The organism is Streptomyces sp. NPDC088817 (assembly GCF_044750345.1).
GTDB lineage: Bacteria > Actinomycetota > Actinomycetes > Streptomycetales > Streptomycetaceae > Streptomyces.
The window spans coordinates 56,114-78,644 of sequence record NZ_JBIVJN010000009.1 but is presented as its reverse complement, the minus strand read 5'-3'; the positions used below and the strand labels follow the sequence as shown (position 1 = coordinate 78,644).

The window sequence follows — 22,531 nt, the reverse complement described above, 5'->3', positions numbered from 1 at the left end:
CGAGTCTCATGAGCATCTCGGCTACTGTCAAGGGATGGCCCGCCGAAAAAATCAGGACGAACGCCGCGCCCACCTCATCCAGGCGGTCATCGACACGACGGCCGAGACCGGACTCCGCTCCCTCTCACTCGCGGACGTGGCACGCAAGGCGGGGCTGACCCGAGGGGCCGTCCTCTACTACTACGACGACCTCGACGCGCTGCTGAGCGAGGCCTACCGCGCGGGCATGGAACGCTTCTGCGACCGGCGGGACGCGTTGCCGGGCACGATCGGGGAACCGGCGCGACTCCTGGGGGAGACGATCCGCGCCGGCCTCCCGACGGGCCCCGACGACGCGCTGATGCGATTGCTGTACGAGTTCGACGTGCTGGCCGAGAGCTCCCCGCTGCACACCAAGCTGGTCGAGTCGATGTACGAGCGGCAACTGGCGACGTACCGGACCGTCCTCGAACTCGGCGCCGCGGCCGGGGCGTTCAACCTCGTCCTGGACACGTCGACGGCGGCCCTGAACCTGGTGGCGCTGGAGGACGCCTACGGACTGCACATCGTGGCCGGCAACGGCCAGATCAGTGTGCGGCGCGCCGTCGACGCGATGCTCGACGCGGCACGGGCGTTCGGCGCGCCGGCCGTGTGAGTCGCCCAGGACCGTGCCGGGATGGCATGCCGCTTTCGGAGCAATGGCCGGTGTGACCGGTTCGGCCGTGTCAGGCTGTGATTTCCTTGATCGCGGTCGTGTCCGGAGGCCGGTGACCGGGACGACCCCGGCCACCCGGACCTGGACAGGAAGGGCGCCAAGCCGGTGTTCAAGACCTCAACCAGGCGCTCATGACGACCGGGCACGAGGACGAGCCGAAGCGGCCGGGGATCCCCGACCTGGGGCAACGCCCGAACGAGGAACTGGACCAGATCGCCGAGCGGCTCCAGGCACTGGCCGCCGCCAAGGACCGGCTTCAGGGCCTGCTCGACGCGGTGCTGGCGATCAGCGGCGAGCTGGATCTGTCGTCCGTGCTGCACCGCGTCGTCACCACCGCGATGCACCTGGTGGGCGCCCGTTACGGCGCCCTCGGCGTGCTCCACGAGTCCGGCGAGTACCTGCAGGCCTTCATCACCGCCGGACTTTCCGAGGAGGAGCGCGCCGCCCTGGCGGGGGTGGACTTCCCCCACGGCCGCGGAGTGCTCGGGCTGCTGATCCGCCACCCCGAACCGCTGCGCGTCACCGACATCGGGTCCCACCCGGCCTCCGTCGGGTTCCCGGCCGGCCACCCCCACATGGGCACCCTGCTCGGGGTGGCCATCAGCGTCCGCGGCGAGATCTACGGCGACCTCTACCTCTCCGAACGCCACGACGGACGCCCCTTCGACCGGGCGGACGAGGAGGTCCTCGTCGCCCTCGCCAGCGCCGCGGGCATCGCGATCGAGAACGCCCGCCTGTTCGGCCAGATCCGCGACAGCGCCGAGACCTTCCAGCGGCTGCTCCTGCCCACCCTCCCGGACCTGCGGCCCTTCACCGCCGCCGCGATCTACCAGCCCGCCGCCGAGCCCAACCGCCTGGGCGGCGACTGGTACGACGCCGTCATCCTGCCCGACGGCGCCCTCGGTGTCGTGATCGGAGACGTCGTCGGCCACGACCTCCACGCGGCCGGCGCCATGGCCCAGACCCGCAGCATGCTCCGCGCCCTGCTCTACGACCGCCGCACCCCGGCCAGTGGCATCCTCCACCAGCTCGACATCACCCTGCACGCCACCACCGAGAACCCCGTCACCACCGCCCTGCTGGCCCGCATCGCACCCGACGAGCACGGCGGCTGGACACTGCAGTGGAGCACCGCCGGCCACCTGCCCCCACTGCTGATCACCCCCGACCGGCGGGCCGAGTACCTGAACGCCGACCCCGGCGTGCCCCTCGGCGTCAGCACCGACGAGGTCCGCCCCGACCACATCCGGACCCTGCCCGCGGGATCCGTGCTGATCTTCTTCACCGACGGACTCGTCGAACACCCCGAACACTCCATCGACGAGGGGCTGGACGCCTTGGCCGCACTCGCCACCACGTACGCGGACCAGCCGCTGGAGGAGTTCGTGCGGACCCTCGCGGGCCGGCACCCCAGCGACGGCCACGACGACATGGCCATCCTCGCCCTGCGCACCCCGCCCCCGGCATGACCTCGGCGCACCGGGCGCCGGAGGCTCGCGTCAGCGCGGCGTGGAGGGGGCTTTCGGCGCGCTGCCGGTCGACTCCCTGATCTCCAGCCGGGTCGGCAGCACCAACGGCCGCCCCGCGACCGCGTCCGGCCCGTCCATGGCCTTGCGCAACTCCCGCGCGCCGAGGCTGCCCAGCTCGAACGAGGGGAGTCTCACCGTGGTCAGCGACGGCTGCACGATCCGGGACATCGGCTGGTCGTCGGCGCCTGCCACGGACACCTCCTCCGGAACCGCGACCCCGAGGTCGCGCAGCGCCGCCAGCGCGCCGAACGCCTGGAGGTCGGACCCGCACACCAGCGCCGTCACTCCGGCGTCGCGCCAGGAGGACCAGTTGTCCGCCACGGTGTCGTACGCCGCCGTCACGTCGATGCGGGAGCGCGCCACCACGACCCCCACCTGCTCCGACGCCTTCCGCGCCTCGGCGGTGAACGCCTTGCGGCGCGCCTCCAGGGTCCGGGTCCGGGTGTCGATGTCGAGGTAGGCGAAGCCCCGGTGACCGAGACCCGTCAGATGGCGGGCGAGTTCCCTGGCGCTGCCCGCGACGTCCAGATTGACGCGCGGCAGGTCCTTCTGGCGTCCGGGGGAGTCGAGGATCACCACCGGGCACGACGGGTTCAGCGACGTCACCAGGTCGCTCTCGACCGTGGAGACGATCAGGCCGTCCACGCCGAGGTCGAGCAGCCGCCGGACACTCTCCTGGCTGACCGTCTGGCCCAGGGCGGTGACCACGGTGAGGACCTGGTACTCCGGGCTCAGTTCGCTCAGCAGGCCCATCTGCACACTGCTGAAGAAGGGGGTCGCGACATCGGGCGCGACGTAACCGACGATGCCGGTCCGGCCGGTGGCGAGGCTGCGGCCCCGGCGGTCGATGCGGTACCCGAGCCGCTGCGCGGCCGCGTGCACCCTGTCCCGGGTGGCCTGGTTCGCCCTCCCGGAGTCCTTCCCGTTCAGGACCAGCGACACGATGGAGACCGACACCCCCGCCTCGGCGGCGACATCGGCACCCGTAACCCGGCGGCGTGCCACGCGTGTCACTCCCTTCCCGCCGGAGGCCGGCGACCAGCCCCTGCGAGCGCCGCGGCCCGGTCCGACCGGGCTCGTAGGCGTCGATGATACGTTCCGCGGCCCACGGCCAGGCGAACGATGATCGTTACCGGCCACGCCCCGAGCGGCACCGGCGGCGGCCGTGAACGGCCGCCGCCGGGCGGGTGCGAACCAGGACCGAGGTCAGTCCACGATCCGCAGGGCCCGCTCCGGGCAGGCCTCGACGGAGTTGCGGGCCTCCTCCAGCAGTTCGGCCGGGATCTCGTCGACCAGGGCGACGGCGATGCCGTCCTCCCTCAGGTCGTAGATCTTCGGCCAGCCGAAGTAGCACAGACCGTGGCCCTTGCAGAGGGCTTCGTCGACCTGCAGGCGTGCCATGGGTTTCCTCCTACTGACTGCTGACGTGCTGTCGTGTTTCCGGCCGAGGGATCAGCGGGCGGACACGCGGACCGACTCCATGCCCCAGATGACGAAGGCCGAGTTGCGGCGCGGCTCCTCCACGAGCCTGAGATCGGGGCACAGGTCCCGGATGGAGGTGAAGGTCTCCTCCAGCTCGATCCGGGCCAGCGGCGCGCCCAGGCAGGCGTGCACACCGCCGCCGAAGTTGACGTGGCGGGAGGCGTTCACCCGGCCGACGTCCAGCACCTCCGGGTCGGTGAACAGGCGCGGGTCCCGGTTGGCCGCGCCGTACAGCATCGCGATCTTCGAACCGAAGGGGATCTCCTGGCCGCCGATCTCGACGTCGTCGGCCAGCACCCAGCGCTCGAACAGCTGGAGCGGGGGATCCCAGCGGATGACCTCCTCCACCGCCTGCCGCGGGGCCACCTCCTGGGAGGTCACCCGCGCCCACTGGTCGGGGTGGCGCAGCAGGGCGGTCATGCCGTTGCCGGTGGTGTTGACCGTGGCCTCGTGGCCGGCGTTCAGCAGGACGATCACCGTGGACACGATCTCGTCGTCGGTGAGCTTCCTGCCCTCCTCCGTCTCGGCCTCGACCAGCGCGCTCACCAGGTCGTCGGAGGGCTGCCGGCGGCGCAGAGCGATGAGCTCGCGGACGCAGGCGATGAAGGCCGCGGCCGAGTCGTTGGCCCGCTTGGCCTGCTCCTCGCTGGTGTCGAGCTCGTACATCTTCACCATCGCGTGCGCCCAGTCCAGGAACAGCGGTGCCTGCTCCTGGTCGGCGCCGAGCAGTTCGCAGACGATCGACACCGAGTACGGCATCGCGTAGTCGTGCAGCAGGTCGAACTCGCCCTGCTCGACGAGGTCCGAGAGCAGCTTCCGGGAGCGGGCGCGGACCGCGTCGCGCATCTGCGTCACCCGGCGCGGGGTGAAGGCGGAGGACACCAGCGAGCGGATCCGGGTGTGGTCCGGCTGTTCGAGGTCGAGCAGGCTCCATCTCTCGGCCTGCCAGAAGTCGGCCCACCGGGCGTCACGCGGCGCCACCCCCATCTCCTCGGGGGTGTACTTGTGGCTGAAGTTCCGGGTGAGGCGGGCGTCCCGCTGGCACGCGAACACGTCCTCGTGGCGGGTCACGAGCCAGAGTCCCAGCGACTCCGCCCTGACGACGGGGGTGTTCTCCCGCAGGTGGTTGAGAACCGGGTAGGGGTTCCTCAGGAACTCCGGGTCGGTCGGATCGAAAATCGGCGCGTCCTGCAGCGAACTGCCCATGGTTCTTCCTTTCAACGTCGACGCGAGCCGGTGCGGCGGTGGGCCGGTGCACCGGCTCGCGGTTCCTCGGACGGCCTGCAGGCGGTCCGTTCAGCCGATGGGCGGCCCCAGCCGCTCGCACGCCTGCGCGATCCTTCTGCGCGAGAGCATCGCGTCCCTCGGACGGTTGACCGTGGTCGCACCGGTCAGCCGGTCGCCGAGCCGGTGCGTGACGAACAGGGCGCCGTCGCCGTCGTGTTCCACCTCGCTGTGCCCGCCCGCGAGGATGCGGCCGACGTGCTGGATCTTCATGTCCAGCTGGTCGGACCAGAAGTACGGCACATGCGTGAACGGGGTCCTGGACGCGTCCTCGCCCCGCAGCTCGCCCAGCAGGTTCGCGGCCGCCGCCGCACCCTGCTCGCGGGCGGTGCTCCAGTGCTCGACACGCATCCGGGCGCCGAAGGCGGGGTTGTGCCAGCGCGTCGCGTCACCGGCGGCGTAGACCAGGTCCGCCGAGGTCCGGCAGTAGGCGTCGGCCTCGATGCCGTCGCCCAGTTCCAGGCCCGATCCGGCCAGCCACCCGGTGGCCGGGCGCACTCCCACACCGGCCACGACGATGTCCGCCTCGATCGTCCGGCCGTCGTCCAGGACGACGGTGGAGACCCGCCCGTCGCCCCGGACCTCCGCCACCGAAGCCGACGTCAGCAGGGTGACCCCGCTGTCCCGGTGCGCGGCGCACACCCGCTCGGCGACGACGTCGCCGACCGCCGGGGCGAGCGGCAGCGGAAGCAGCTCGACGACGGTGACGTCGAGCCCCAGCCGGACGGCGGTCGCGGCCACCTCCAGGCCGATGAAACCGGCACCGACGAGCACGATCGACCGCGCGGTCTGCAGCGATCCGCGCAGTACGAGCGCGTCCTCCAGGGTGCGCAGCCGGCGCACCCTGGACTGCTCGTCCGGGAAGGGCAGCGGCCTGGACTCCGTCCCCGGGGCCAGGACGATGCCGGACGCCCGCAGCTCGGATCCGTCGCTCAGTCGCAGCACCCGCTCCCAGGGCTCCAGCTCGGTCACCGACGTGCCCAGGGAGAGGGTGACCCCCAGCCGGGACCAGTGCGCGGTGGACTGGAACTGCAACGCCGGAAGGTCGAGCCCGCCCTGAAGGACCTGCTTGGACAGCGGCGGCCGGTCATAGGGGAGGTGCGCCTCCGTCTCGATCAGCCGGATCTCCCCGTCATGGCCCTTGGCCCGCAGCGCCTGCGCGGCCGCGGTGCCGGCGACGGAACCGCCCACGACGCATATGCCCGACCGATCGCCCACGTCTTGCTCCAACTCGCCGGCCGACAGCGCCCGACCGGTATCCCATGACCCGCTCGCCAGCACTGGAAAGCTTCTGAAAAGTGCGTGGGGCAGGACCGGAGAGGCTTCCCGGCTCATGCCGCCACAGGGAACCTACGTCCGGGCGGCAAGTTTAGTCAAGCGTTTGACTTGCGTGGTGCATCGCGCTCAGCTGCCCCCTCGCGCGACCGAGTGGGGTGCTTGCCGGTCCGTACGGCGGCCTCGTCTCCACGTGAGCGTCCGGTCGCTCGGCCGGGGGAGGCAGGTGCCACGGCAGCGCGAACGGCCTACCATCTCGGGATGTTGAAGCAACAAGGTGACGGTGCCGTCTGCCGGGAAGAGGTCCCGGTGTGGCGCGTGCCCGGGATGCGACCTCTGCTGGCCTCGACCGCGCTCGGCTTCGCCGGTCTGTCGTTGCTGATGCCGGCCGCCCCCTTGTGGGCGCTCGAGGGCGGGGCGGACGAACTGGGCGCGGGCCTGGTCAACACCGTGCTGATGCTCTTCACGGTCATCGCCCAACTGCTGGTCGGCAGGATCCTCGGGCGTCTTGGCTGGCAGAGGTCCCTGGCCCTCGGCTCGTGCCTGCTCGGACTCCCCGCCCTGGGGCATCTGGTCACCAGCCAGGCGGGAGCCGTCATGGCCCTCGCGGCGGTGCGGGGCCTCGGCTTCGGAATCCTCACCGTGTGCGGTGCCAGCGGAGTGGCCGCGCTCGTCGAACCCGCCCGCCGCGGCCGCGCGGTCGGCGCGTACGGGCTCGCCATCGCGACGCCTCAGTGCCTGCTCATTCCCGTCGCGCCCTGGCTGGCCCAAAGCGTCGGATTCTGGCTGGTGTTCACGTGCGCGGCCGTGCCCCTGCTGGCCATCCCGCTGGCCCCGCGTGTGGCCCGCGCCCTGCACGACAGCGGCGACGTCTCTGGCGCACCCGTCGAGGCGCGTGACACGAGCCGGCTCCGCCGCGTCCTGGTCGGTCCGATCGCCGCGCTGCTCGTCATCACCGCGGCTGGTGGCGCCATCCTCACCTTCACGCCCCGTCTGCTGTCCGACTCGGTCGCCGTCTACCTCGCGCTGTTGGCGTTCACCGCGACGGCGGCGCTGTCCCGGTGGGGGTTCGGACATGTCGCGGACCGCAGGGGAGCGGCCCCGGCGATCGCCCCGCTGCTGTTCGCCGGCGCTGCCGGGCTGGCCGTGATCGGTGCGGGTGCGGCGGGTGGGTCCGGGGCGGCCGGGCCGGTCCTGGTGGTGGCCGGGATGTTCGTCGTGGGCGTCGCCTACGGGGGACTGCAGAACCTGACGCTGGTGCAGGCCTTCGCCGCGGCCGGAGAACGGGCGCGCTCCTCCGTCAGCGTCGCCTGGAACGTCGGTTTCGATGCGGGCACCGGGCTCGGCGCCTTCGCCGCGGGTGCGGTCGTCACCGTGAGTTCCTACACGGTCGCGTACACGGCTCTCGCCGCCGTGACCGCGGTCGTGGGTGCCTGCTGGGCGGCCGCGTGGTGGCGGAACCGCGGGGCGGCGGGGGGAGGGGCGCTGCGAAATCCTTGATGGGCGTCACGTAGTTGGGGGCGCTGTGAGTTCGCGCCCATGGGGTGGGGCCGTCGGGCCGCACACCGGCCGTTACGCGGTGGGGACTTGGAGCCGCGCGCTCGCCTTCAGGCAGCGGGATCCTGGGGCCGCGCACCGGCCTTTACCCGGCGGGGCCTTGGGGTCACGCGCTCGCCCTCACCCGGCGGGGCCCTGGGGCCGCGCACCGGCCGTTACCCGGCGGGGCCTTGGGGCCACGGGATCGCCCCCACGCAGCGGGACCCTGGGACCGTGCGCCGGCTCTTGCCCGGACGGGACTTGGAGCCACGCGCTCGGCCTCACGCAGCGGGACCCTGGGGCCGCGCGCCGGGCCTCACTCGGCGGACGCCCGCTCCGTGCGTGCGTCCGGTCCGCGGTGCGGCACTGAGGGTGGCCACCGGTTCGACCGGTGGCCGCCCGCGTCGTGCCGATCGGACGGTCGGGGATGCGCCCGACCACTCTCGCGTCGGCCCGCGCGTGTGGGCCGGCCCAGGAGGACTCCGGCCAGGACGAGTGCCAGCCCGCACAGTTGCTGGACCGTCAGCTCCTCTCCGGCGACCACCGTGCCGAGCAGCACGCCGGTGACGGGGTTGAGCAGTCCGACCAGCCCCACGGTCCCCGCGGGCAGGTGCCGCAGCCCGGTGAACCAGGCGGTGAAGGCCAGCGCGGTGGCGACCAGGGCGACGTAGCCGAACGCGAGGAGCGCCGGTGTGTCGAGCGGTGGCGGAGGTCCCTCCGCCACCGCGGCGACCGGCAGCAGGAACAGACCTCCGGCGGTGAGCTGCCAGGCGGTCGAGGCGAGCACGTCGGCACCTGTGTTCCACCGCTTGGCCAGGATGTGGCCGAACGCCGACACGAGCATGGCCGCGGCCGAGGCGAGCACTCCGGGCACGCTCACCCCTCCCACCCCCGTGAGCAGCATGAGGCAGACCCCGCCGAGTCCGATCGCGGCGCCGACCAGATGCGAGATGCCGGGCCGTTCGGACACCAGGGCCCAGGCGATGAGCATCATCGCCAGCGGGGACACCGCCATGACGGTCGAGGCGACGCTCGTCGGCAGCAGCTGGGAGGCGGCGTAGACGAGCACGAAGAACACGCTCACGTTGAGCAGCCCGAGCACGGCGGACCGCCACCACCAGGCGCCGCGTGGCCGCTGCCGGCACAGGGCCAGCAGGACGAGGCCTGCGGGCAGCGCCCGCAGGGCGGCCCCGAAGAGCGGGCGGTCCGGCGGCAGGAACTCATGGGTGACGAAGTAGTTGGTTCCCCAGGCCACCGGTGCGACCGCCGTCAGTGCCACCCAGCGAAGGTTAGTTTCCATGGAAGACAATATAGCTTCCGTGGAAGCTACTATGGTGTCCATGGACAATCCGCAACCGTTGGACCGAGTGGCCCGCATCCAGGCCGACTGGCGCCGTGAACGACCCGACGTCGACATCACCCCGCAGGGAGTGATCGGCCGACTGCACCGCCTGGCCGGCCGGCTGACCGAGGAGCTGTGCCTCGTCTACGGCCGCTACGGTCTGGGCGAGGGGGAGTTCGACGTTCTGTGCGCACTGCGCCGCGCCGGTGAGCCCTACGAGCGGGCGCCCGGCGAACTCGCCGCGCACACCATGGTCACCACCGGTGCGATCACGAAGAGGGTCGACCGCCTGGAGCAGGCCGGACTCGTCGCCCGCCGCCGTTCCGCCGACGACCAGCGCGGCCGGATCGTCGCCCTCACCCGGCCCGGACGCGAACTGATCGACCGGGCGTTCACCGACCACATGCGCAACGAACGCCGCCTGCTGGACCTGCTGACGTCCACCGAGACCGAGGCACTCGAAACGCTGCTCACCACGTGGCTCTCCCGCATGGACGATCCGCACCCTTCCGACGCCGGCGAATGACCCGCCGCGCGCCGGGCCGGCCCTCGCGGTGGGCTCAGCCAATCCAGTGGATCTCCGTCGGCTGGTGTGCATGTCTGTGACGGTCGAGGCAACTCGCCGGGGAGTGTCGTGCGCTACGGGGAAGATTGCCCTTTTCCGTGCAGTTCGTGCAGCCGGCAGAGATCGAGGTATTCCATGAGCGCGCAGTCGGCGGAGGGTACGGGCGCCAGGACGACATCGGACCTGGTCGTCGAGCGGCTGCTGGAGTGGGGGATCGACACCTGCTTCGGGATCTGCGGTGATCAGGTCAACGGGTTCTTCGAAGCACTGCGCACTCATCCGCGCATGCGGTTCGTGCATGTACGGCACGAGGAGAACGCGGCACTGGCCTGCGTGGGATACGCCAAGTTCACCGGCCGCCCCGCCGCGTGCGTGGCCACGGCGGGGCCGGGGGCGGTGCACCTGCTCAACGGCCTGTACGACGCCCGGATCGACGGCGCGCCGGTCGTCGCGATCACCGGGCTGTCGTACCACGACACGATCGGCGCTCACTTCCTGCAGGATCTGCCCTCCGACCGGCTGTTCGAGCACGCCTGCCTGTACTCCGAACGGATCATGGGCCCCACGCACGCCGTGCCGACCACCGACCTGGCTGTGCGCAGTGCCCTGATGAACCGCACCCCCTCGCATCTGGCCATCCCCATCGATGTCCAGTCCTTCACCCTCGAGCAGGACACCGCGTCGCCGAAGAACGTGCCCGGGCATCTGTCCCTGGCTTCCCAGCCGTTCACCGTCATCCCGCCCGAGGAGCAACTGCGGGCCGCCGCCGAGGTCCTCAACTCCTGTCAGCGCGTCGCGATCTGTGCCGGCGCGGGTGCCCGTGGGGCCGGTGATCTGCTGGAGCAGGTGGCGGAGGCGCTGGGCGCGCCGATCGCCAAGGCCGGACTGGGCAAGGACTGCGTGCCGGACGACAGCCCCTACACCACCGGCGGGATGGGGCTGATCGGCACCCGAGCCTCGCACGAGGCGTTCGAGGGCTGTGACGGCTTTTTGATTGTGGGTTCCTCCACCCCGTACTACGAGTTCTGGCCCAAGCCGGGGCAGGCCCGTGGGGTGCAGATCGATCTGAACGCCGACCGCATCGGCATGCGCTATCCGGTCGAGGTCGGCCTGGTCGGCCATGCCGCTGTGGTGCTGGAACGGTTGCTGCCACTGCTGGAACGCAAGAGCGACCGCTCCTTCCTCCAGCGTGCTCAGGACACCTACCGGCGGTGGTGGGAGCTGATCGGCGAGCAGGCGGCGGGCTCGGGCGTTCCGATGCGTCCGCAGGTGGTGACCTGGCAGCTGTCCAAGGCCCTGCCGGACGGAGCGATCGTCACCGGGGACGCGGGCACGGTGACCGCCTGGGGCGGCCGCCTGCGGCTGCGCAAGGGGATGCAGTACTCCTTCTCGGGCACCCTGTGCACCATGGGCTCCGCCCTGCCCTACGCCATCGGCGCCCAGTGCGCCCACCCCGACCGGCCGGTGATCGCCTTCACCGGGGACGGCTCGATGAGCATGGGCATGGGCGAGCTGGCCACCCTCGCCCAGCACGACCTGCCCGTCAAGGTGGTCGTGCTCCGCAACAACTCCCTGGCCCTGGAAGTGTGGGAACAGACCGCGCTGCTGGGCAACCCGCAGATGGGCTGCGAACTGCACCCCATCGACTTCGCGGCCGTCGCCCGCGCCTGCGGCCTGCGCTCCTTCCGCATCGAGGACCCTTCAGAGGCGGAGAAGGTCTTCGCCGAGGCGATGGCGTTCGACGGGCCGTGCCTGATCGAAGCGGTCACCGATCCCTACGAGGCACCCTTCGGCGAGTCCCTGCTGCCCGCCCACGCCCAGCACATCGCCGAGGCCTTCGGCAAGGGCGAACCCGCGGCCTCCGTGATGGCCCGCAACCTCCTCGAACCCGACCGTGTCGCCCTCTCCCCGGCCCTGCAGCAGCACCACGACGACCTTTCCGCCTACCAGTGATCACGTGCCCGATGAGCTCAGGGACGCCTCCGCAGTCGCTGTGAGACGCGTCCTTGGAGTCTGCTCCACCCTCGGGGAGGACGACACCACAGCAGGCAGCTCCACAGCCTCGTACAACGACGGGAACGCCTCATGCAGATCGATCTCTCCGGCCGCACTGCTCTGGTCACCGGTTCCACCCAGGGCATCGGGCACGCCATCGCCACCGGCCTCGCCCGCGCGGGCGCCCGCGTCGTCGTCAACGGCCGCGGCGAACAGCGCGTCACGGAGGCCGTCCGCACCGTACGCGCCGAATCCGGCAGCGACGACGTCTCCGGCGCCGCGGGAGACCTGGCGACGGAGGAGGGCGCCGCCGCCGTGCTGGAGGCCGCGCCCGCGGTCGACATCCTCGTCAACAACCTCGGCATCTTCGGCACAGCCGCTCCGCTGGAGATCGACGACGCCGAGTGGCGCCGATACTTCGAGGTCAACGTCCTCTCCGCCGTCCGGCTCATCCGCGCGTACCTGCCCGGCATGAAGGAACGGGGCTGGGGGCGCGTCCTCAACCTCGCCAGCGACTCGGCCGTGGCCATCCCCGCGGAGATGATCCACTACGGCATGACGAAGACCTCGCTGCTCGCCGTCAGCCGCGGGTTCGCCAAGGACGCCGCCGGCACCGGAGTCACCGTCAACTCCGTCATCGCGGGCCCCACCCACACCGGCGGCGTCGAGGGATTCGTCCGCGAACTCGTAGGCGACGAACTGCCGTGGAACGAGGCGCAGCGCGAGTTCATGGTCAAGCACCGTCCCCAGTCGCTGCTGCAGCGCCTCATCGAGCCCGAGGAGATCGCCAACATGGTCGTCTACCTGGCATCGCCCCGCGCCTCCGCCACCACGGGTGGCGCCGTACGCGTCGACGGCGGCTACGTCGACTCGATCCTGCCCTGATCCCGACGCCGGTCATGGCGGACCCGCCCGCCCCGAGCGCTCGTCGCTCGGCGCATCGCGCCCCGGGTCGGCAGCGACGTCGCGGCTGCCGACCCCGCCCATGGCGGTGCTGTCAGCGCAGCGGGTCGTAGGGCGTCAGGTCGATTCCCGGATCGGCGCGGCGGGCCAGTCGTGCCGCGACCGTACCCGCGTAGGGGCCCATCGTCAGACCGGACGCTCCCAGGCCGTTGCCGGGCGTGAAGACCGCGAACTGGCCGGTCGTGCTGCCGCGGTCGCGGCACTGCCCGCACCGGCCGACGTCGCGCGCCCGGCGCCCGTGAATCCACCAGGACCACGTCCACCCCGGCCCGCACCAACTCGTAACCGGCTGCCGCTCCGACGATCCCGCTGCCGACGACCACCACACGCATGTTCTGCCCCTCCCGGTTGGACCGGCTCCTTCCCCACCGGACGGCGAGTAAGGCATTGCCCACCGGGCTGGACACATGCGTGAGCGGTGTCAGGCCGGCGCGTCGGCTTCGAGGATCTTCGCCAGTTGCTCCACCGTGGAGTGGATCTCGCGTTGCAGGCCGGCGAGGTCGAGTCCGTTGTCGCCGAGGACGGTCAGCAGTGCGCGTTCACCGATGGCCTGGATGACGACATGCCGCCCGGCGCTCCGGGTGGCCACGTCACGCAGCACCCCGCCCCCGGCCTCGTGCGCCATGCGCTGGCCCAGGCTGTGCGTGGCGGCGGAGAGCGCGGCTATGGATTCCGGCTGGACGGCATCGCTGTCGGAGGCGACCAGCAGGCCGTCGACGGTGGAGATGACCGTCTCGTTCACTCCCATCACCTGCTCCCGCAGTGCGGTCAGGACCTCGACGAGCGGTTCGGGCTGGTGGACGGTGGACATCGGCGCTCCTGAGGGTGGGAGGTGAGCTGCTGCACATGCGGTTGGTCAGGACAGGGCCTTGAGGCCCGCGAAAACCCGGTGCAGAAGGAGCAGGTCGGGTTGGTGGTCTGCGAGGTCGTCCGGCGGGTTCGGCAGCGCGGAGCCGGTGCCGGGCCGGCGGATGGCGAGCGGGGGATGGGCGAGCGGCGCCGGGTCCAGCAGCGGGTCGGGGCTCACGCGCTGTCCGTTCGGTGCAGGTGATGTGTTCCGGGGCTGCGCCGGGGCAGCGGGCGGTCGGTGGGAGGCGGCACGTCGTGGCCCTGGTGTGCGGGCCGGCGCGGTGCGGTGCTCGGGCGGCCGGCCATGGCCGGCTTCTCGCGGTGCAACAGCCCCAGTTCGGCCATCCGGGCCAGGTCCAGCATGACCGCGTAGGTCCCCCGCCCCAACGCGAACGCGATGTCCCGCGGGGTGCGGCGCCCGTTGGCGACCCCCAGCAGCGTCGCATAACGGGACGGGACGGACGCGGGCCGGTCCGCGTCCGGGCGGACCCGAGTGCGCGCGAACTCGGCGGGCGGTCCCCACAGTCGGCTCAGGAGCAGCAGACGCCGCGAGGTCTCGGCCGCGAGAAGGTGCGGTTCGAAGGCCGGTCCGACGACCGTCGTCGGCATCGGCTCCGTCACCTCCCAGTCCCCGGGAGGGCTGAGCGCGAGGGCGAAGGCGCCATCGAACACGGCTGCCGTGCAGACGATTTCGAACTCCTCCGAGGCCAGCAGGCCACGCGCCTGAAGCTCGGCGCCGACTCCGCCTCCGACTCCGCTCTCGGCCGCGCAGGCGGACCTCCAGGAGGCGTCGTCGACACGACCGGACGCGAGCAGGAGGGACTCGACGCTCGGTGCGCCGGGGGTTTCCACGGCGACGATCCGGCCGTCGCGCAGATGGATCCTGCCGCCGGGCGCGCCGGAGATGACGACCGTGCCGGAATGGCCCTCGTCGTACAGCGTGGTGAGCAGGGCCGGGACGTTGCGCGGGCCGTCGGTGCGGGTGCTCATCCCGTCGCCTTCGCCACGTACAGGTCCAACTGACGCAGAACCAGGGCCAGGTTGGCCTGGTCGCGCTCCAAGGCCGCCATCAGCAGCAGGGGATCGCCCGGCCGGGGGATCGCCCTGAGGACGAGCTGATGCCGGGTGCCCGTGATGACCATGCTCTCCAGTTCCCCTTGTGCTCCGGCCAGGTGGAGCCGGTCGCCGACGAACGCGACAAGCCGACTGCACTCGGCAGCGTCCATCTCCCCCGTGCCGGATTCGCCGTAGGTCAACCCGGTGACCGCGTCGACGAGGGCAGCGCCTGTGACTCCCGGCACTTCGAGCAGGCGGCACAGGGAGTCTTCGACTGAGGACACCGGCATCCTTTCACAAACCCTTCACATTCGGCCAGAAAGCACAGTAGTTTAAGCCAGACGTTCCAGGACAGGTTGTCCGGCGAACTTTTTCTGACACGGCCTCAGTGCCGCGTCACACAGCACGAAGGGCAAGAACATGAGCATCGAGACCGCACTCAAGGAAGCCATGGCGATCGAGGGAGCGATCGGTGTCGCCCTGGTCGACTATGAGAGCGGCATGTCGCTGGGCACCCTCGGGGGTGGCCATGGACTGGACCTGGAAGTGGCCGCCGCCGGCAACACGGAGGTCGTGCGCGCCAAGACGCGGACGCTGAGCACCCTCGGCATGAACGACTCGATCGAGGACATCCTGATCACCCTCGGCGAGCAGTACCACCTCATACGCCCCCTGACCAACAGCGACGGGAGCCTGTTCCTCTACCTCGCGCTCGACCGGACCCGCGGCAACCTGGCCCTCGCGCGCCACTCGCTCAAGCGCATCGAGGCCACCCTGGACGTCTGACCGGCTCCACCCCGAAGGCGCGGCTGAAAGCCGTCGGCGAGGGGAGCGGCATGCTGGGAGCCATTGGTCTGGACGGGATACAGGAGTCGGTGTTCCGCGCCCCCGTGGCGGTGGGCACCGCGGAGGATGCCCGACCTGGCTCACCGGCTGGCGCTTCCCGAACCGGACACCGAACAGGCCCTGCACCGGCTGGAACACGGCGGCCTGGCCACCCAGTCCTGGTCCCGCGCCGACGGCTGGGTGGCGGCGCTGCCCGCGGTGGCGCTGGGGGCGCCGCCGCGGGCAGCGCCATGAACTGGAGCAGGCGGAGCGGGCGGCCGCGCGCGGGACGGCTCAGCTCAGCAGTGCGTCGAGACCCCCTCTGGGCAAGGTCGAACGCACGTATGATGGAGCGCGTCGACACCCGGCTGCCGGGCGCATGTCGAACGCCCCGGGCTCGCCAGGCCCACCATCCAGGCACACGAGGTCCGATGGGCCCGGAGCCCCGCGAGCAGCACCGGAGAAACCGCGATGACCGGCTCCCGACTGGCCAAAGCACTGGGAGCCGTCCTCTCGTTCGCCGTGCTGGCGCTGCTCAGCCTCTACGCGGTGGGAAAGCTGTCCACGGACTCCCTCCTGGGCACCAGCGCCCGGGCAGGCGTCGGCGGACTCCTCGCCACCGCGACCCTGTACCTGATCAGATACCTGACGCGCCTCGTTCGCGCCGACCGCCGGAGAGAGGCGGGCCCGGGCAGTGCGACTGACTGACCGGGAGAGCGGCATCGGCCTTCGGCCGCTCCGATACCAGTTCCCGGTGGCCCGTGGTGACCGCTGGGATGACAACTGGCTCGTCATCCGGGCCGAAGTCACTGCTCCGGCGGCAAGCTGGTCCTTCACGGATGCGTGTCTACTGGTCGACGAGGCCCGGAAGTTGTCCGCGTGGCTGCGTGCAGTCGCGGACGGGAGGAGGCCGGACGCGAAGCCGGACTCGGAGGGACTGCTCGCCCCGGACCTTTCCTTCCTCGAACCGGTCCTCGCCTTCAGCCAGGTCCGGTGGCACGACGGCACGGGAGTGCTGCGGGTCCACCTGTCGCTCGAGGCCCTGCCTCCGCAACTGCAGCACGACGAAGACCTGGATCTCCATCAACACGTGATCGAGATCGAGACGGACCGGACCGAACTCATGCGGGCGGCCGAGGAATGGGACCGGCTGCTCGCACGGTTTCCCCTGCGCTGACGCTGCGGTTCAGCCGGCTTCATCGGATGTTCGGCGTGGGAATGCGGGTGGCGGCCGCCCTGACCAATCAGCCTCGAAGCGCGGCCGTGTCCGCCTCGGCGGCCGAGGCGATCAACTGGTCGACCAGGGCGATCAGGACGTCCCGGCACGACTCGCGGTCACGTGCGTCGCACAGCAGTACCTGTGCGTGTTCGGGCAGCGCCAGGGACTCCCGGATCTCCTCCGGCGGATAGGGGTGCTCCCCATGGAAGCCGTTGACGCCGACGACGAACGGAATGTTCCGGCTCTCGAAGAAGTCGATGGCGGCGAAGCTGGTCTCCGGCCGGCGGACGTCGATCAGGACGACCGCGCCGAGCGCGCCCACGGCCAGGTCGTTCCACATGAACCAGAACCGCTGCTGACCGGGTGTGCCGAAGAGATACAGCACAAGGTCCGAACTCACCGTGATCCGGCCGAAGTCCAGGGCCACGGTGGTGGCTTGCTTGTGCTCGATGCCGTCGAGATCGTCGACGCCCAGACCCGCGGCGGTCAGCGGTTCCTCGGTGCGCAGCGGGACGATCTCGCTGACCGACCCGACCATGGTGGTCTTGCCGACCCCGAAGCCCCCGGCGATCAGTATCTTCGCCGTGTCGGGGGCCGACGACGGCCGAACGGTGGTGTCAGAGCCGGTCAAGGCCGTCCCTCACTTTCTGCAGAAGGTCCAGGTCCAGGGTGCGGGAGACCGGGGACGGCCGACGGACGCTGATCCGTCCCGCGTCCAGCAGATCGCAGAGCATGATCACCACCACGCTCACCGGAAGATCGAGATGGGCGGCGAGCTCCGCCACAGTGATGGACTCCGCGCACCGCTTCAGGATCCGCGCGTGTTCGGGCTGAAGCCGGGCGGCCCGCTCGGGCGGCGGATCCACCGCCGTCACCATCGTGATGAGGGTGAAGTCGGCGCGGCTTGGACGGGTGCGTCCACTGGTCAGGGTGAACGGCCGAACGAGCCGTCCCGCCGCGTCGCCTCCGCTCACCTCACTCGCCGTCGCCGGACGCGTCGGCACCCGCACGCGGGGCCGCACTCAGGTGCTCGCCGATCTTCTTCACCAGCATGTTCATCTGGTACGCCACCACACCGACATCGGCGCCCGGGCCGGTGAGAACGACCAGATGGGCGCCCGGTCCGGCCGAGGTGAGAATCAGATAGGTGTGGGCCAGCTCGATGAGCGCCTGCCGCACCGGGCCGCCGCCGAAGTCCATGCTGACGCCCTTGCTGAGGCTCATCAGGCCGGACGAGGTCGCCGCCAGGCGCTCGGCGTCGTCACGAGGGAATCCGGTGGACTTGCTGACGACCAGTCCGTCCTCGGAGAGCACGACGGCGTGGTTGACGTCGGCGACCCGCTCCACGAGACCGGTCAGCAACTGGTCGAGCTGGGTGTGTGTGGCGGGGGTGGGGCGTGTCATATGGGTGTCCTTCATGTGCGGTCGGCGGACGAAGTCGAAGTCGAGGGAGGATGTCCTCCGGGCTCGAACACGGTCGAGGCCTCGGGGACGGCGGTGCCTGCGGCGGGAACGCGACGGTCGGGGCCGTCCGGTTCGGCGGTGCCTGCGGCGGGAGCGTGACCGTCGGGGCCGTCCGGTGTGGCGGCCTCCTCCGGTTCGGAGGCCCGCTCCGGGGTGTCGTCGTCCTGTGCCCGGCGTGTGCCGCGCTGGAAGCCGGCCAGCGAGGAGGCGGCGCGTTCGGCGGTGAAGTCGTCGAGGGGGTCGTCCTTGACGTCGGGCGCCAACTCCCCACGCAGCTCGGCGGCCAGGCTGGTCTGCGGAACCCGCCGCGGCAGCGGCGAGAGCCCCGGCTCGCGTGTCCGTTCCGCCTTGCCTCCGCCTTCACCCGCACGGGAGGCATTCTGCCCTGTGGACGGCGTCCTTCGCCGGGTAGTGGCGGCGGGGGCCGGGGTCTTGGCGGTCCGTTCCGGACTCGCCGGCGCGGGCAGCCGCCCGGGCCCGGACGTCTGAGGCTGCGTCTGCGGGGAGCCGGTCGCCTCGTGCACCACGATCTCGTGCGGGACGAGCACGATCGCGCTGGTGCCGCCGTAGGGCGAGGAGCGCAAGGTCACGGTGATGCCGTGCCGGGTGGCCAGGCGGGCGATCACGAACATACCGAGCCGCAGGTCGTCGGCGAGCGCCACCACATCGAACTGGGGAGGCTCGGCCAGATGAGCGTTGAGCTGGGCGTAGTCCTCCTCGGACATACCGAGGCCGCGGTCCTCGATCTCGATGACGAGACCCTTGGCCACCATCGCGGCCCGCACTCCGACGGGGCTCGGCGCGGCGGAGTACGCGGTCGCGTTGTCGATGAGCTCGGCCAGCAGGTGGATCACGTCGGCCACGGCGGGCGGCGCGAGGTACACCTCCTCTTCGGTGTGCACCTCCACCCTCTGGTACTCGGCGACTTCCCCGACGGCACCGCGCAGGATGTCGATGAGCGCGACCGGTTCGGTCCAGCTGCGGCGGGGCTGCTCGCCGCTGATGATGACGAGGTTCTCCTCGTAGCGGCGCAACTGGCTTGCCGTGGAGTCCAGTTCGTACAGGCCCTGGAGGAACTCCGGGTCCTGGTGGCGTCTTTCCAGCGCGTCGAGCTTGCTGAGCTGGAGGTTGATCAGGTTCTGGCTCTGCCGGGCGATTCCGAGGATCACCTTCTGGAAACCGCGCCGGGTGTCGGCGAGTTCCACCGCGGTGTGCACGGCCGTGCGCTGCGCGGCGTTGAACGCCTGTGCGACCTGGCCGAGTTCGTCGGTGCCGTAGTCCAGTGGCGGCGTCGCGGACTCCACGTCCACCTTCTCGCCCCGCTCCAACCGGGCCACCACGTCGGGGAGCCGCTCCTCGGCCAGGCGGAGCGTGGCGAGCCTCAGGCCCAGCAGACGCCGGGAGAGGGACCGGGTGATCCGCCAGGACATCCCGACGCACACGACCAGGGCGGCCAGGCCCGCCGCGCTCAGGACGGCGGCCTTCAGCAGCAGTCCGTACGCCCGGTCGGCACTGCGGTCGAGCAGCTCGGCCGTCTGCTGCTGGATCATTGCCGCGTACTGGACGGACAGCTTGTCGATCGCGGCGGTCCACCGCTGGTGCGAGTCCGGCAGCGTGATCCCGCCTGCGCCGGTGGCCTTCTCGCGGGCGGAGAGCACCTGGTCCTCGACGCTCTCCAGCGTCCGCCACTCCGCCGACTGAAGGATCCGTTCGGTCTGTGTCTTCGTGCTGCCCTGGAGCGAGGGGACGATCTGGTCCTCGACCAGCCAGCGGCGGGTGTGGACCAGTTGGGCGAACCTGTCCCACGCCTCCTGGTCCATGTGCTTGGACGACCACACCAGGGTGAGCTGTGCGTCCTCCTGGGAGATCAGCTCCGCGGCGTGCTCCAAGGCCACGAGCGGGCCGGCCTGGGAGGTGAGGTCGCCGTCGTCGACCTGGGACAGTTCCTGGAAGGCGTGGATCTGGTCGTCGATGATCGCGGTGTACTGGTCCAGGGCCTGCTCACCGGTGATGTCCGTCGGCTTGTCCACCTGGCCCCGGTAGTACTCCAGGCTGCCCACCGACGCGACGACCGAGTACATCCGGTTCTTGATGCGGGCGGGGGCCTGCCGGATCGAGTCGGCATGGCGGACCAGCTCGGCCACAGCCTTGTCCGTGGTCCTGCGCTGCGCGTCGAGAGCGGCCCGGGAGCCGTGCGGGGACGCCAGCCACGCCGCCGACAGCCCGCGCTCCTGCTGGAGGGTGAGCGCCGCGTCGGTGCCCATGGCGCCGGTCGACCTGCTCAACGCCGTCTGTGAGCGCAGCCGGAGCCCCTCGGAGAACATCTGGGTCGTGGTCACACCCCACATGGCGGAGAGCGCGACGGTCGGGACCAGGGCCAGGAGAACCAGCGAGAGCCGAATGGAACCGAGACGGCGCCGGGGACCTGTCGGTGTCTGTGGAGACATCATCGTCCTAGAGCGATCTGCGGGGAGACAGGGACGGGGTAACGAGAAAGCGGGGCAATGACGCGTCCGGGAGGGGACGGCAGGCACGGGATGCCGTCCGCGCGGGTGACCGGGCGGACGGAGAAGGACCGTGTCGTCATGTCACCGGCGCCCCGAGCACGTCGTTTCCTCAGCGCGTGCCGTTGGCGGCCAGCTTGGCCACCGACGCGACGTTCGCCTTGGTCACGAAGGCGGGACCGGTGAGCACCGGTGCGACACCGCCGCCGCTGACATTGCCGTTGGACTTGTAGAGCCACAGCGCGTCCACGGCGAGGTAGCCCTGCAGATAGGGCTGCTGGTCCACCGCGAACTGCACGTCTCCGACCTGAACCGCCTTGACCAGGTCCTTGTTCAGGTCGAAGGTGGCGACGTGCGCCTTGCTGCCCGCCTTGTGCACGGACTTGACCGCGGCCAGGGCGAACTGTGCGCCGTTGGTGACCACTTCGTCGATGTCGGGGTCCAACCGCAGTCGGGCCGCGACCGATTCGGTCAGCGCGTCCATGTCGGTGCCGTCGCTGTAGAGCAGGTCGGTCCGGCCGTCGAAGGCCTTCTTCACGCCGGCGCAGCGCGCCTCCAGCGCGATGTTGCCCCGCTCGTGGATGACGCACAGGGCGTGCTTGGCCCCCATGTCGTCCAGCTTGTCCCCGACGGCCCGGCCCGCGACGCTCTCGTCCTGGCCGAAGTACTGCAGCACACCACTGGAACGCCAGGCGCCGATACCCGAGTTGATGCCGACCACGGGGATGCCCGCCGCCTTGGCCTCCGCGATCGGCCCCTTCATCGCGTCCGGCTTGGCCAGGGTCAGCGCGATGCCGTCGACCCCGTCACGGATCGCGTCCCGCACCAGCTCCGCCTGCCGGGCGGCATCGGGGTCGCTCACGTACGTCAGCTCGATGCCGTCCTTCGCGGCGGCCACCTCGGCGCCCCTGCGGACCAGTTGCCAGAAGGCGTCCCCCTCGGCCTCGTGGGTGACCATGGCGACCTTGAGCCCGGCCCCGCCGGACCCCCGCTTGCCCGGCCCGTCGTCGGAGCCGCCGGAGCCGGAGCAGCCGGCCAGGAGCAGACAGACGGCGACCGCGGCCGTCACGGCGGTGCCGGGGACGGATCTGCGGTAGGTGTGCGGGGGAGGGGTGTTCATGAGGGTGCGGCACCTCACTGTGCGGCCGAGCATGGAGCAAACGGGGGCTGGACGGGGCGGAGGGCCTGCGGACGTACGAACGGGCGGTTGGCTCTCGTTGAGCCGGAGCCAACCGTGTGCGACCTCCGGTAGTCAAGTGATCCGCGACCTATTGTGGCTTGTTGCTGCCGCATTGTGATCATCTGCCTTTTCGGCGGCACGGGCGAGTTGAGGCACGTCCGGTGCGCCGGGCGCCTGTACGCAGGCGGCCAGGGGCAGTCGACCTTGCCCGTCCTTTCGGCGCGCGTCTATAGTCCGACGCGTTGGCGAGCGGCGGCCGCGGAGGTACGAGGAGCGGCGCCCCGAACTCGGCCGGAAACAAAGGCTGACCGTCTGACGTCGGCGTGCGCCCAGAATCAGGTCGCACCGTTTGTGCGAGGGCTGTCCGAGAGTGTTGCCGGACGGCTTCGGACCCGTGCCCGCGCGATCCCGGCCGGCCTTCCGATCAGCGGCTGGGCGCGTCCTCGTCGTCGGCCCCGTCGTCCGGGTCGCGCTGCGTCCCGCGGGTCAGACGGGTGGCGAGCCGGTAGTCGACGAGGACGTCGCGGTACTCCCGGCCGGGTGTGACCCTGTCGGGGAGGTTGGTCCGCTCGCTGCGGGACGACGACTCCCGTTCGCCGGACCCGGGGAAACGGACGGCCGTCCGGGGTTCCTCCTCGAAGCGGAGACGGTCACCGTGGACCGTCGCCTCGAACGAGAGGTCCGGTTCCGGGGATCCCCCGCGGGAGCCGTGCCCGGCGGGGGAGTGACTCGCCGGCTCGGTGGCAGCGGTGTCGCCGGGCCCTCGGCT

23 protein-coding genes and 2 pseudogenes are annotated in these 22,531 nt (G+C 71.1%); 10 read left to right on the top strand and 15 right to left on the bottom strand.

The features are described from left to right. The first annotated feature begins 34 nt into the window (after positions 1 to 34). Together ACIP4X_RS18605 and ACIP4X_RS18600 are read left to right on the top strand one after the other, a co-directional pair. Complete coding sequence (locus tag ACIP4X_RS18605; protein WP_358734235.1) at positions 35 to 634, top strand: TetR family transcriptional regulator; 600 nt, start codon at positions 35 to 37, stop codon at positions 632 to 634. A gap of 191 nt (positions 635 to 825) precedes the next feature. Beyond that, a complete protein-coding gene (locus ACIP4X_RS18600; RefSeq protein ID WP_391455646.1) occupies positions 826 to 2,163 on the top strand; it encodes a SpoIIE family protein phosphatase in 1,338 nt (445 codons plus the stop codon). Positions 2,164 to 2,193: 30 nt separating this feature from the next. Here the strand turns inward: ACIP4X_RS18600 and ACIP4X_RS18595 are convergent, their stop codons facing one another. From ACIP4X_RS18595 to ACIP4X_RS18580, 4 genes are all read right to left on the bottom strand, one after another. Continuing rightward, positions 2,194 to 3,228 (bottom strand): LacI family DNA-binding transcriptional regulator, encoded by a 1,035-nt coding sequence (locus ACIP4X_RS18595; protein WP_358734239.1) that lies wholly within the window; start codon positions 3,226 to 3,228, stop codon positions 2,194 to 2,196. A 201-nt stretch (positions 3,229 to 3,429) separates the two neighbouring features. Then, a complete protein-coding gene (locus ACIP4X_RS18590; RefSeq protein WP_358734241.1) occupies positions 3,430 to 3,624 on the bottom strand; it encodes a ferredoxin in 195 nt (64 codons plus the stop codon). Positions 3,625 to 3,675: 51 nt separating this feature from the next. Beyond that, a complete protein-coding gene (locus ACIP4X_RS18585) occupies positions 3,676 to 4,911 on the bottom strand; it encodes a cytochrome P450 (RefSeq protein ID WP_358734243.1) in 1,236 nt (411 codons plus the stop codon). Between the two features lie 90 nt (positions 4,912 to 5,001). After that, a complete protein-coding gene (locus ACIP4X_RS18580) occupies positions 5,002 to 6,207 on the bottom strand; it encodes an FAD-dependent oxidoreductase (RefSeq protein WP_391455649.1) in 1,206 nt (401 codons plus the stop codon). Between the two features lie 318 nt (positions 6,208 to 6,525). Here ACIP4X_RS18580 and ACIP4X_RS18575 point away from each other — a divergent pair, with 318 nt between their 5' ends. Continuing rightward, a complete protein-coding gene (locus tag ACIP4X_RS18575; RefSeq protein ID WP_391455651.1) occupies positions 6,526 to 7,764 on the top strand; it encodes an MFS transporter in 1,239 nt (412 codons plus the stop codon). A 352-nt stretch (positions 7,765 to 8,116) separates the two neighbouring features. Here ACIP4X_RS18575 and ACIP4X_RS18570 read toward each other — a convergent pair whose 3' ends face one another. Next, positions 8,117 to 9,100: an EamA family transporter gene (locus tag ACIP4X_RS18570; RefSeq protein WP_391455653.1), complete on the bottom strand. Its 984-nt coding sequence runs from the start codon at positions 9,098 to 9,100 to the stop codon at positions 8,117 to 8,119. Positions 9,101 to 9,140: 40 nt separating this feature from the next. On the opposite strand from ACIP4X_RS18570, the gene ACIP4X_RS18565 reads away from it, so the two are divergent. The 3 genes from ACIP4X_RS18565 to ACIP4X_RS18555 all read left to right on the top strand — a co-directional run bounded on the left by ACIP4X_RS18565 (position 9,141) and on the right by ACIP4X_RS18555 (position 12,587). After that, entirely contained in the window at positions 9,141 to 9,668 is a 528-nt protein-coding gene (locus ACIP4X_RS18565) for a MarR family transcriptional regulator (protein WP_358734251.1), read from the top strand. A 174-nt stretch (positions 9,669 to 9,842) separates the two neighbouring features. Continuing rightward, on the top strand, positions 9,843 to 11,660 hold the full coding sequence (locus ACIP4X_RS18560; RefSeq protein WP_391455655.1) for a thiamine pyrophosphate-dependent enzyme: 1,818 nt from the start codon (positions 9,843 to 9,845) through the stop codon (positions 11,658 to 11,660). Between the two features lie 132 nt (positions 11,661 to 11,792). Next, positions 11,793 to 12,587, top strand: a complete 795-nt coding sequence (locus ACIP4X_RS18555; protein ID WP_358734255.1) for an SDR family oxidoreductase — start codon at positions 11,793 to 11,795, stop codon at positions 12,585 to 12,587. 293 nt (positions 12,588 to 12,880) lie between these two features. Here the strand turns inward: ACIP4X_RS18555 and ACIP4X_RS18550 are convergent. The 5 genes and pseudogenes from ACIP4X_RS18550 to ACIP4X_RS18530 form a co-directional block, all read right to left on the bottom strand. After that, positions 12,881 to 12,997, bottom strand: a pseudogene (locus ACIP4X_RS18550) (FAD-dependent oxidoreductase); the annotation flags it as partial. Between the two features lie 89 nt (positions 12,998 to 13,086). After that, positions 13,087 to 13,476: a roadblock/LC7 domain-containing protein gene (locus ACIP4X_RS18545; RefSeq protein WP_358734259.1), complete on the bottom strand. Its 390-nt coding sequence runs from the start codon at positions 13,474 to 13,476 to the stop codon at positions 13,087 to 13,089. Between the two features lie 45 nt (positions 13,477 to 13,521). Further along, positions 13,522 to 13,692, bottom strand: coding sequence for a hypothetical protein (locus ACIP4X_RS18540; RefSeq protein WP_401349425.1), 171 nt, complete (start codon positions 13,690 to 13,692; stop codon positions 13,522 to 13,524). Then, a complete protein-coding gene (locus ACIP4X_RS18535; protein ID WP_401349422.1) occupies positions 13,689 to 14,504 on the bottom strand; it encodes a hypothetical protein in 816 nt (271 codons plus the stop codon). Before ACIP4X_RS18535 ends, ACIP4X_RS18540 begins: the two co-directional genes overlap by 4 nt. Further along, positions 14,501 to 14,854, bottom strand: a complete 354-nt coding sequence (locus ACIP4X_RS18530) for a hypothetical protein (RefSeq protein WP_401349419.1) — start codon at positions 14,852 to 14,854, stop codon at positions 14,501 to 14,503. Before ACIP4X_RS18530 ends, ACIP4X_RS18535 begins: the two co-directional genes overlap by 4 nt. A gap of 136 nt (positions 14,855 to 14,990) precedes the next feature. Between ACIP4X_RS18530 and ACIP4X_RS18525 the strand changes: the two genes are divergently transcribed. From ACIP4X_RS18525 to ACIP4X_RS18510, 4 genes and pseudogenes are all read left to right on the top strand, one after another. Beyond that, entirely contained in the window at positions 14,991 to 15,356 is a 366-nt protein-coding gene (locus tag ACIP4X_RS18525; protein ID WP_391455663.1) for a hypothetical protein, read from the top strand. 50 nt (positions 15,357 to 15,406) lie between these two features. After that, positions 15,407 to 15,678 (top strand): annotated as a pseudogene (locus ACIP4X_RS18520) (helix-turn-helix transcriptional regulator); the annotation flags it as partial. A 188-nt stretch (positions 15,679 to 15,866) separates the two neighbouring features. Beyond that, complete coding sequence (locus ACIP4X_RS18515) at positions 15,867 to 16,103, top strand: hypothetical protein (protein WP_358734269.1); 237 nt, start codon at positions 15,867 to 15,869, stop codon at positions 16,101 to 16,103. Positions 16,104 to 16,149: 46 nt separating this feature from the next. Beyond that, on the top strand, positions 16,150 to 16,572 hold the full coding sequence (locus ACIP4X_RS18510) for a hypothetical protein (protein WP_401349415.1): 423 nt from the start codon (positions 16,150 to 16,152) through the stop codon (positions 16,570 to 16,572). A gap of 67 nt (positions 16,573 to 16,639) precedes the next feature. On the opposite strand, the gene ACIP4X_RS18505 is transcribed toward ACIP4X_RS18510, so the two are convergent. The 5 genes from ACIP4X_RS18505 to ACIP4X_RS18485 all read right to left on the bottom strand — a co-directional run bounded on the left by ACIP4X_RS18505 (position 16,640) and on the right by ACIP4X_RS18485 (position 21,702). Continuing rightward, positions 16,640 to 17,245 (bottom strand): ATP/GTP-binding protein, encoded by a 606-nt coding sequence (locus ACIP4X_RS18505; protein WP_358734273.1) that lies wholly within the window; start codon positions 17,243 to 17,245, stop codon positions 16,640 to 16,642. Continuing rightward, complete coding sequence (locus tag ACIP4X_RS18500; RefSeq protein ID WP_326800765.1) at positions 17,232 to 17,588, bottom strand: DUF742 domain-containing protein; 357 nt, start codon at positions 17,586 to 17,588, stop codon at positions 17,232 to 17,234. The genes ACIP4X_RS18505 and ACIP4X_RS18500 overlap by 14 nt, the downstream gene beginning before the upstream one ends. Position 17,589: 1 nt before the next feature. Then, entirely contained in the window at positions 17,590 to 18,018 is a 429-nt protein-coding gene (locus ACIP4X_RS18495; protein ID WP_358734275.1) for a roadblock/LC7 domain-containing protein, read from the bottom strand. Between the two features lie 11 nt (positions 18,019 to 18,029). Beyond that, positions 18,030 to 20,525 carry a nitrate- and nitrite sensing domain-containing protein gene (locus ACIP4X_RS18490; RefSeq protein ID WP_391455819.1) on the bottom strand — a complete coding sequence of 832 codons (2,496 nt, stop codon included), beginning with the start codon at positions 20,523 to 20,525 and terminating at the stop codon, positions 18,030 to 18,032. A 169-nt stretch (positions 20,526 to 20,694) separates the two neighbouring features. Then, positions 20,695 to 21,702, bottom strand: a complete 1,008-nt coding sequence (locus tag ACIP4X_RS18485) for a substrate-binding domain-containing protein (protein ID WP_401349411.1) — start codon at positions 21,700 to 21,702, stop codon at positions 20,695 to 20,697. Positions 21,703 to 22,531: the final 829 nt, after the last annotated feature.

Bases quoted from the DNA above. Each gene is read 5' to 3' on its own strand.
- ACIP4X_RS18515 (WP_358734269.1), top strand. From the start codon at position 15,867: ATGACCGGCTCCCGACTGGCCAAAGCACTGGGAGCCGTCCTCTCGTTC.
- ACIP4X_RS18585 (WP_358734243.1), bottom strand. From the start codon at position 4,911: ATGGGCAGTTCGCTGCAGGACGCGCCGATTTTCGATCCGACCGACCCG.
- ACIP4X_RS18560 (WP_391455655.1), top strand. From the start codon at position 9,843: ATGAGCGCGCAGTCGGCGGAGGGTACGGGCGCCAGGACGACATCGGAC.
- ACIP4X_RS18565 (WP_358734251.1), top strand. From the start codon at position 9,141: ATGGACAATCCGCAACCGTTGGACCGAGTGGCCCGCATCCAGGCCGAC.
- ACIP4X_RS18605 (WP_358734235.1), top strand. From the start codon at position 35: ATGGCCCGCCGAAAAAATCAGGACGAACGCCGCGCCCACCTCATCCAG.
- ACIP4X_RS18545 (WP_358734259.1), bottom strand. From the start codon at position 13,476: ATGTCCACCGTCCACCAGCCCGAACCGCTCGTCGAGGTCCTGACCGCA.
- ACIP4X_RS18570 (WP_391455653.1), bottom strand. From the start codon at position 9,100: ATGGAAACTAACCTTCGCTGGGTGGCACTGACGGCGGTCGCACCGGTG.
- ACIP4X_RS18485 (WP_401349411.1), bottom strand. From the start codon at position 21,702: ATGAACACCCCTCCCCCGCACACCTACCGCAGATCCGTCCCCGGCACC.
- ACIP4X_RS18495 (WP_358734275.1), bottom strand. From the start codon at position 18,018: ATGACACGCCCCACCCCCGCCACACACACCCAGCTCGACCAGTTGCTG.
- ACIP4X_RS18590 (WP_358734241.1), bottom strand. From the start codon at position 3,624: ATGGCACGCCTGCAGGTCGACGAAGCCCTCTGCAAGGGCCACGGTCTG.
- ACIP4X_RS18525 (WP_391455663.1), top strand. From the start codon at position 14,991: ATGAGCATCGAGACCGCACTCAAGGAAGCCATGGCGATCGAGGGAGCG.
- ACIP4X_RS18575 (WP_391455651.1), top strand. From the start codon at position 6,526: ATGTTGAAGCAACAAGGTGACGGTGCCGTCTGCCGGGAAGAGGTCCCG.
- ACIP4X_RS18555 (WP_358734255.1), top strand. From the start codon at position 11,793: ATGCAGATCGATCTCTCCGGCCGCACTGCTCTGGTCACCGGTTCCACC.
- ACIP4X_RS18535 (WP_401349422.1), bottom strand. From the start codon at position 14,504: ATGAGCACCCGCACCGACGGCCCGCGCAACGTCCCGGCCCTGCTCACC.
- ACIP4X_RS18600 (WP_391455646.1), top strand. From the start codon at position 826: ATGACGACCGGGCACGAGGACGAGCCGAAGCGGCCGGGGATCCCCGAC.
- ACIP4X_RS18490 (WP_391455819.1), bottom strand. From the start codon at position 20,525: ATGTCTCCACAGACACCGACAGGTCCCCGGCGCCGTCTCGGTTCCATT.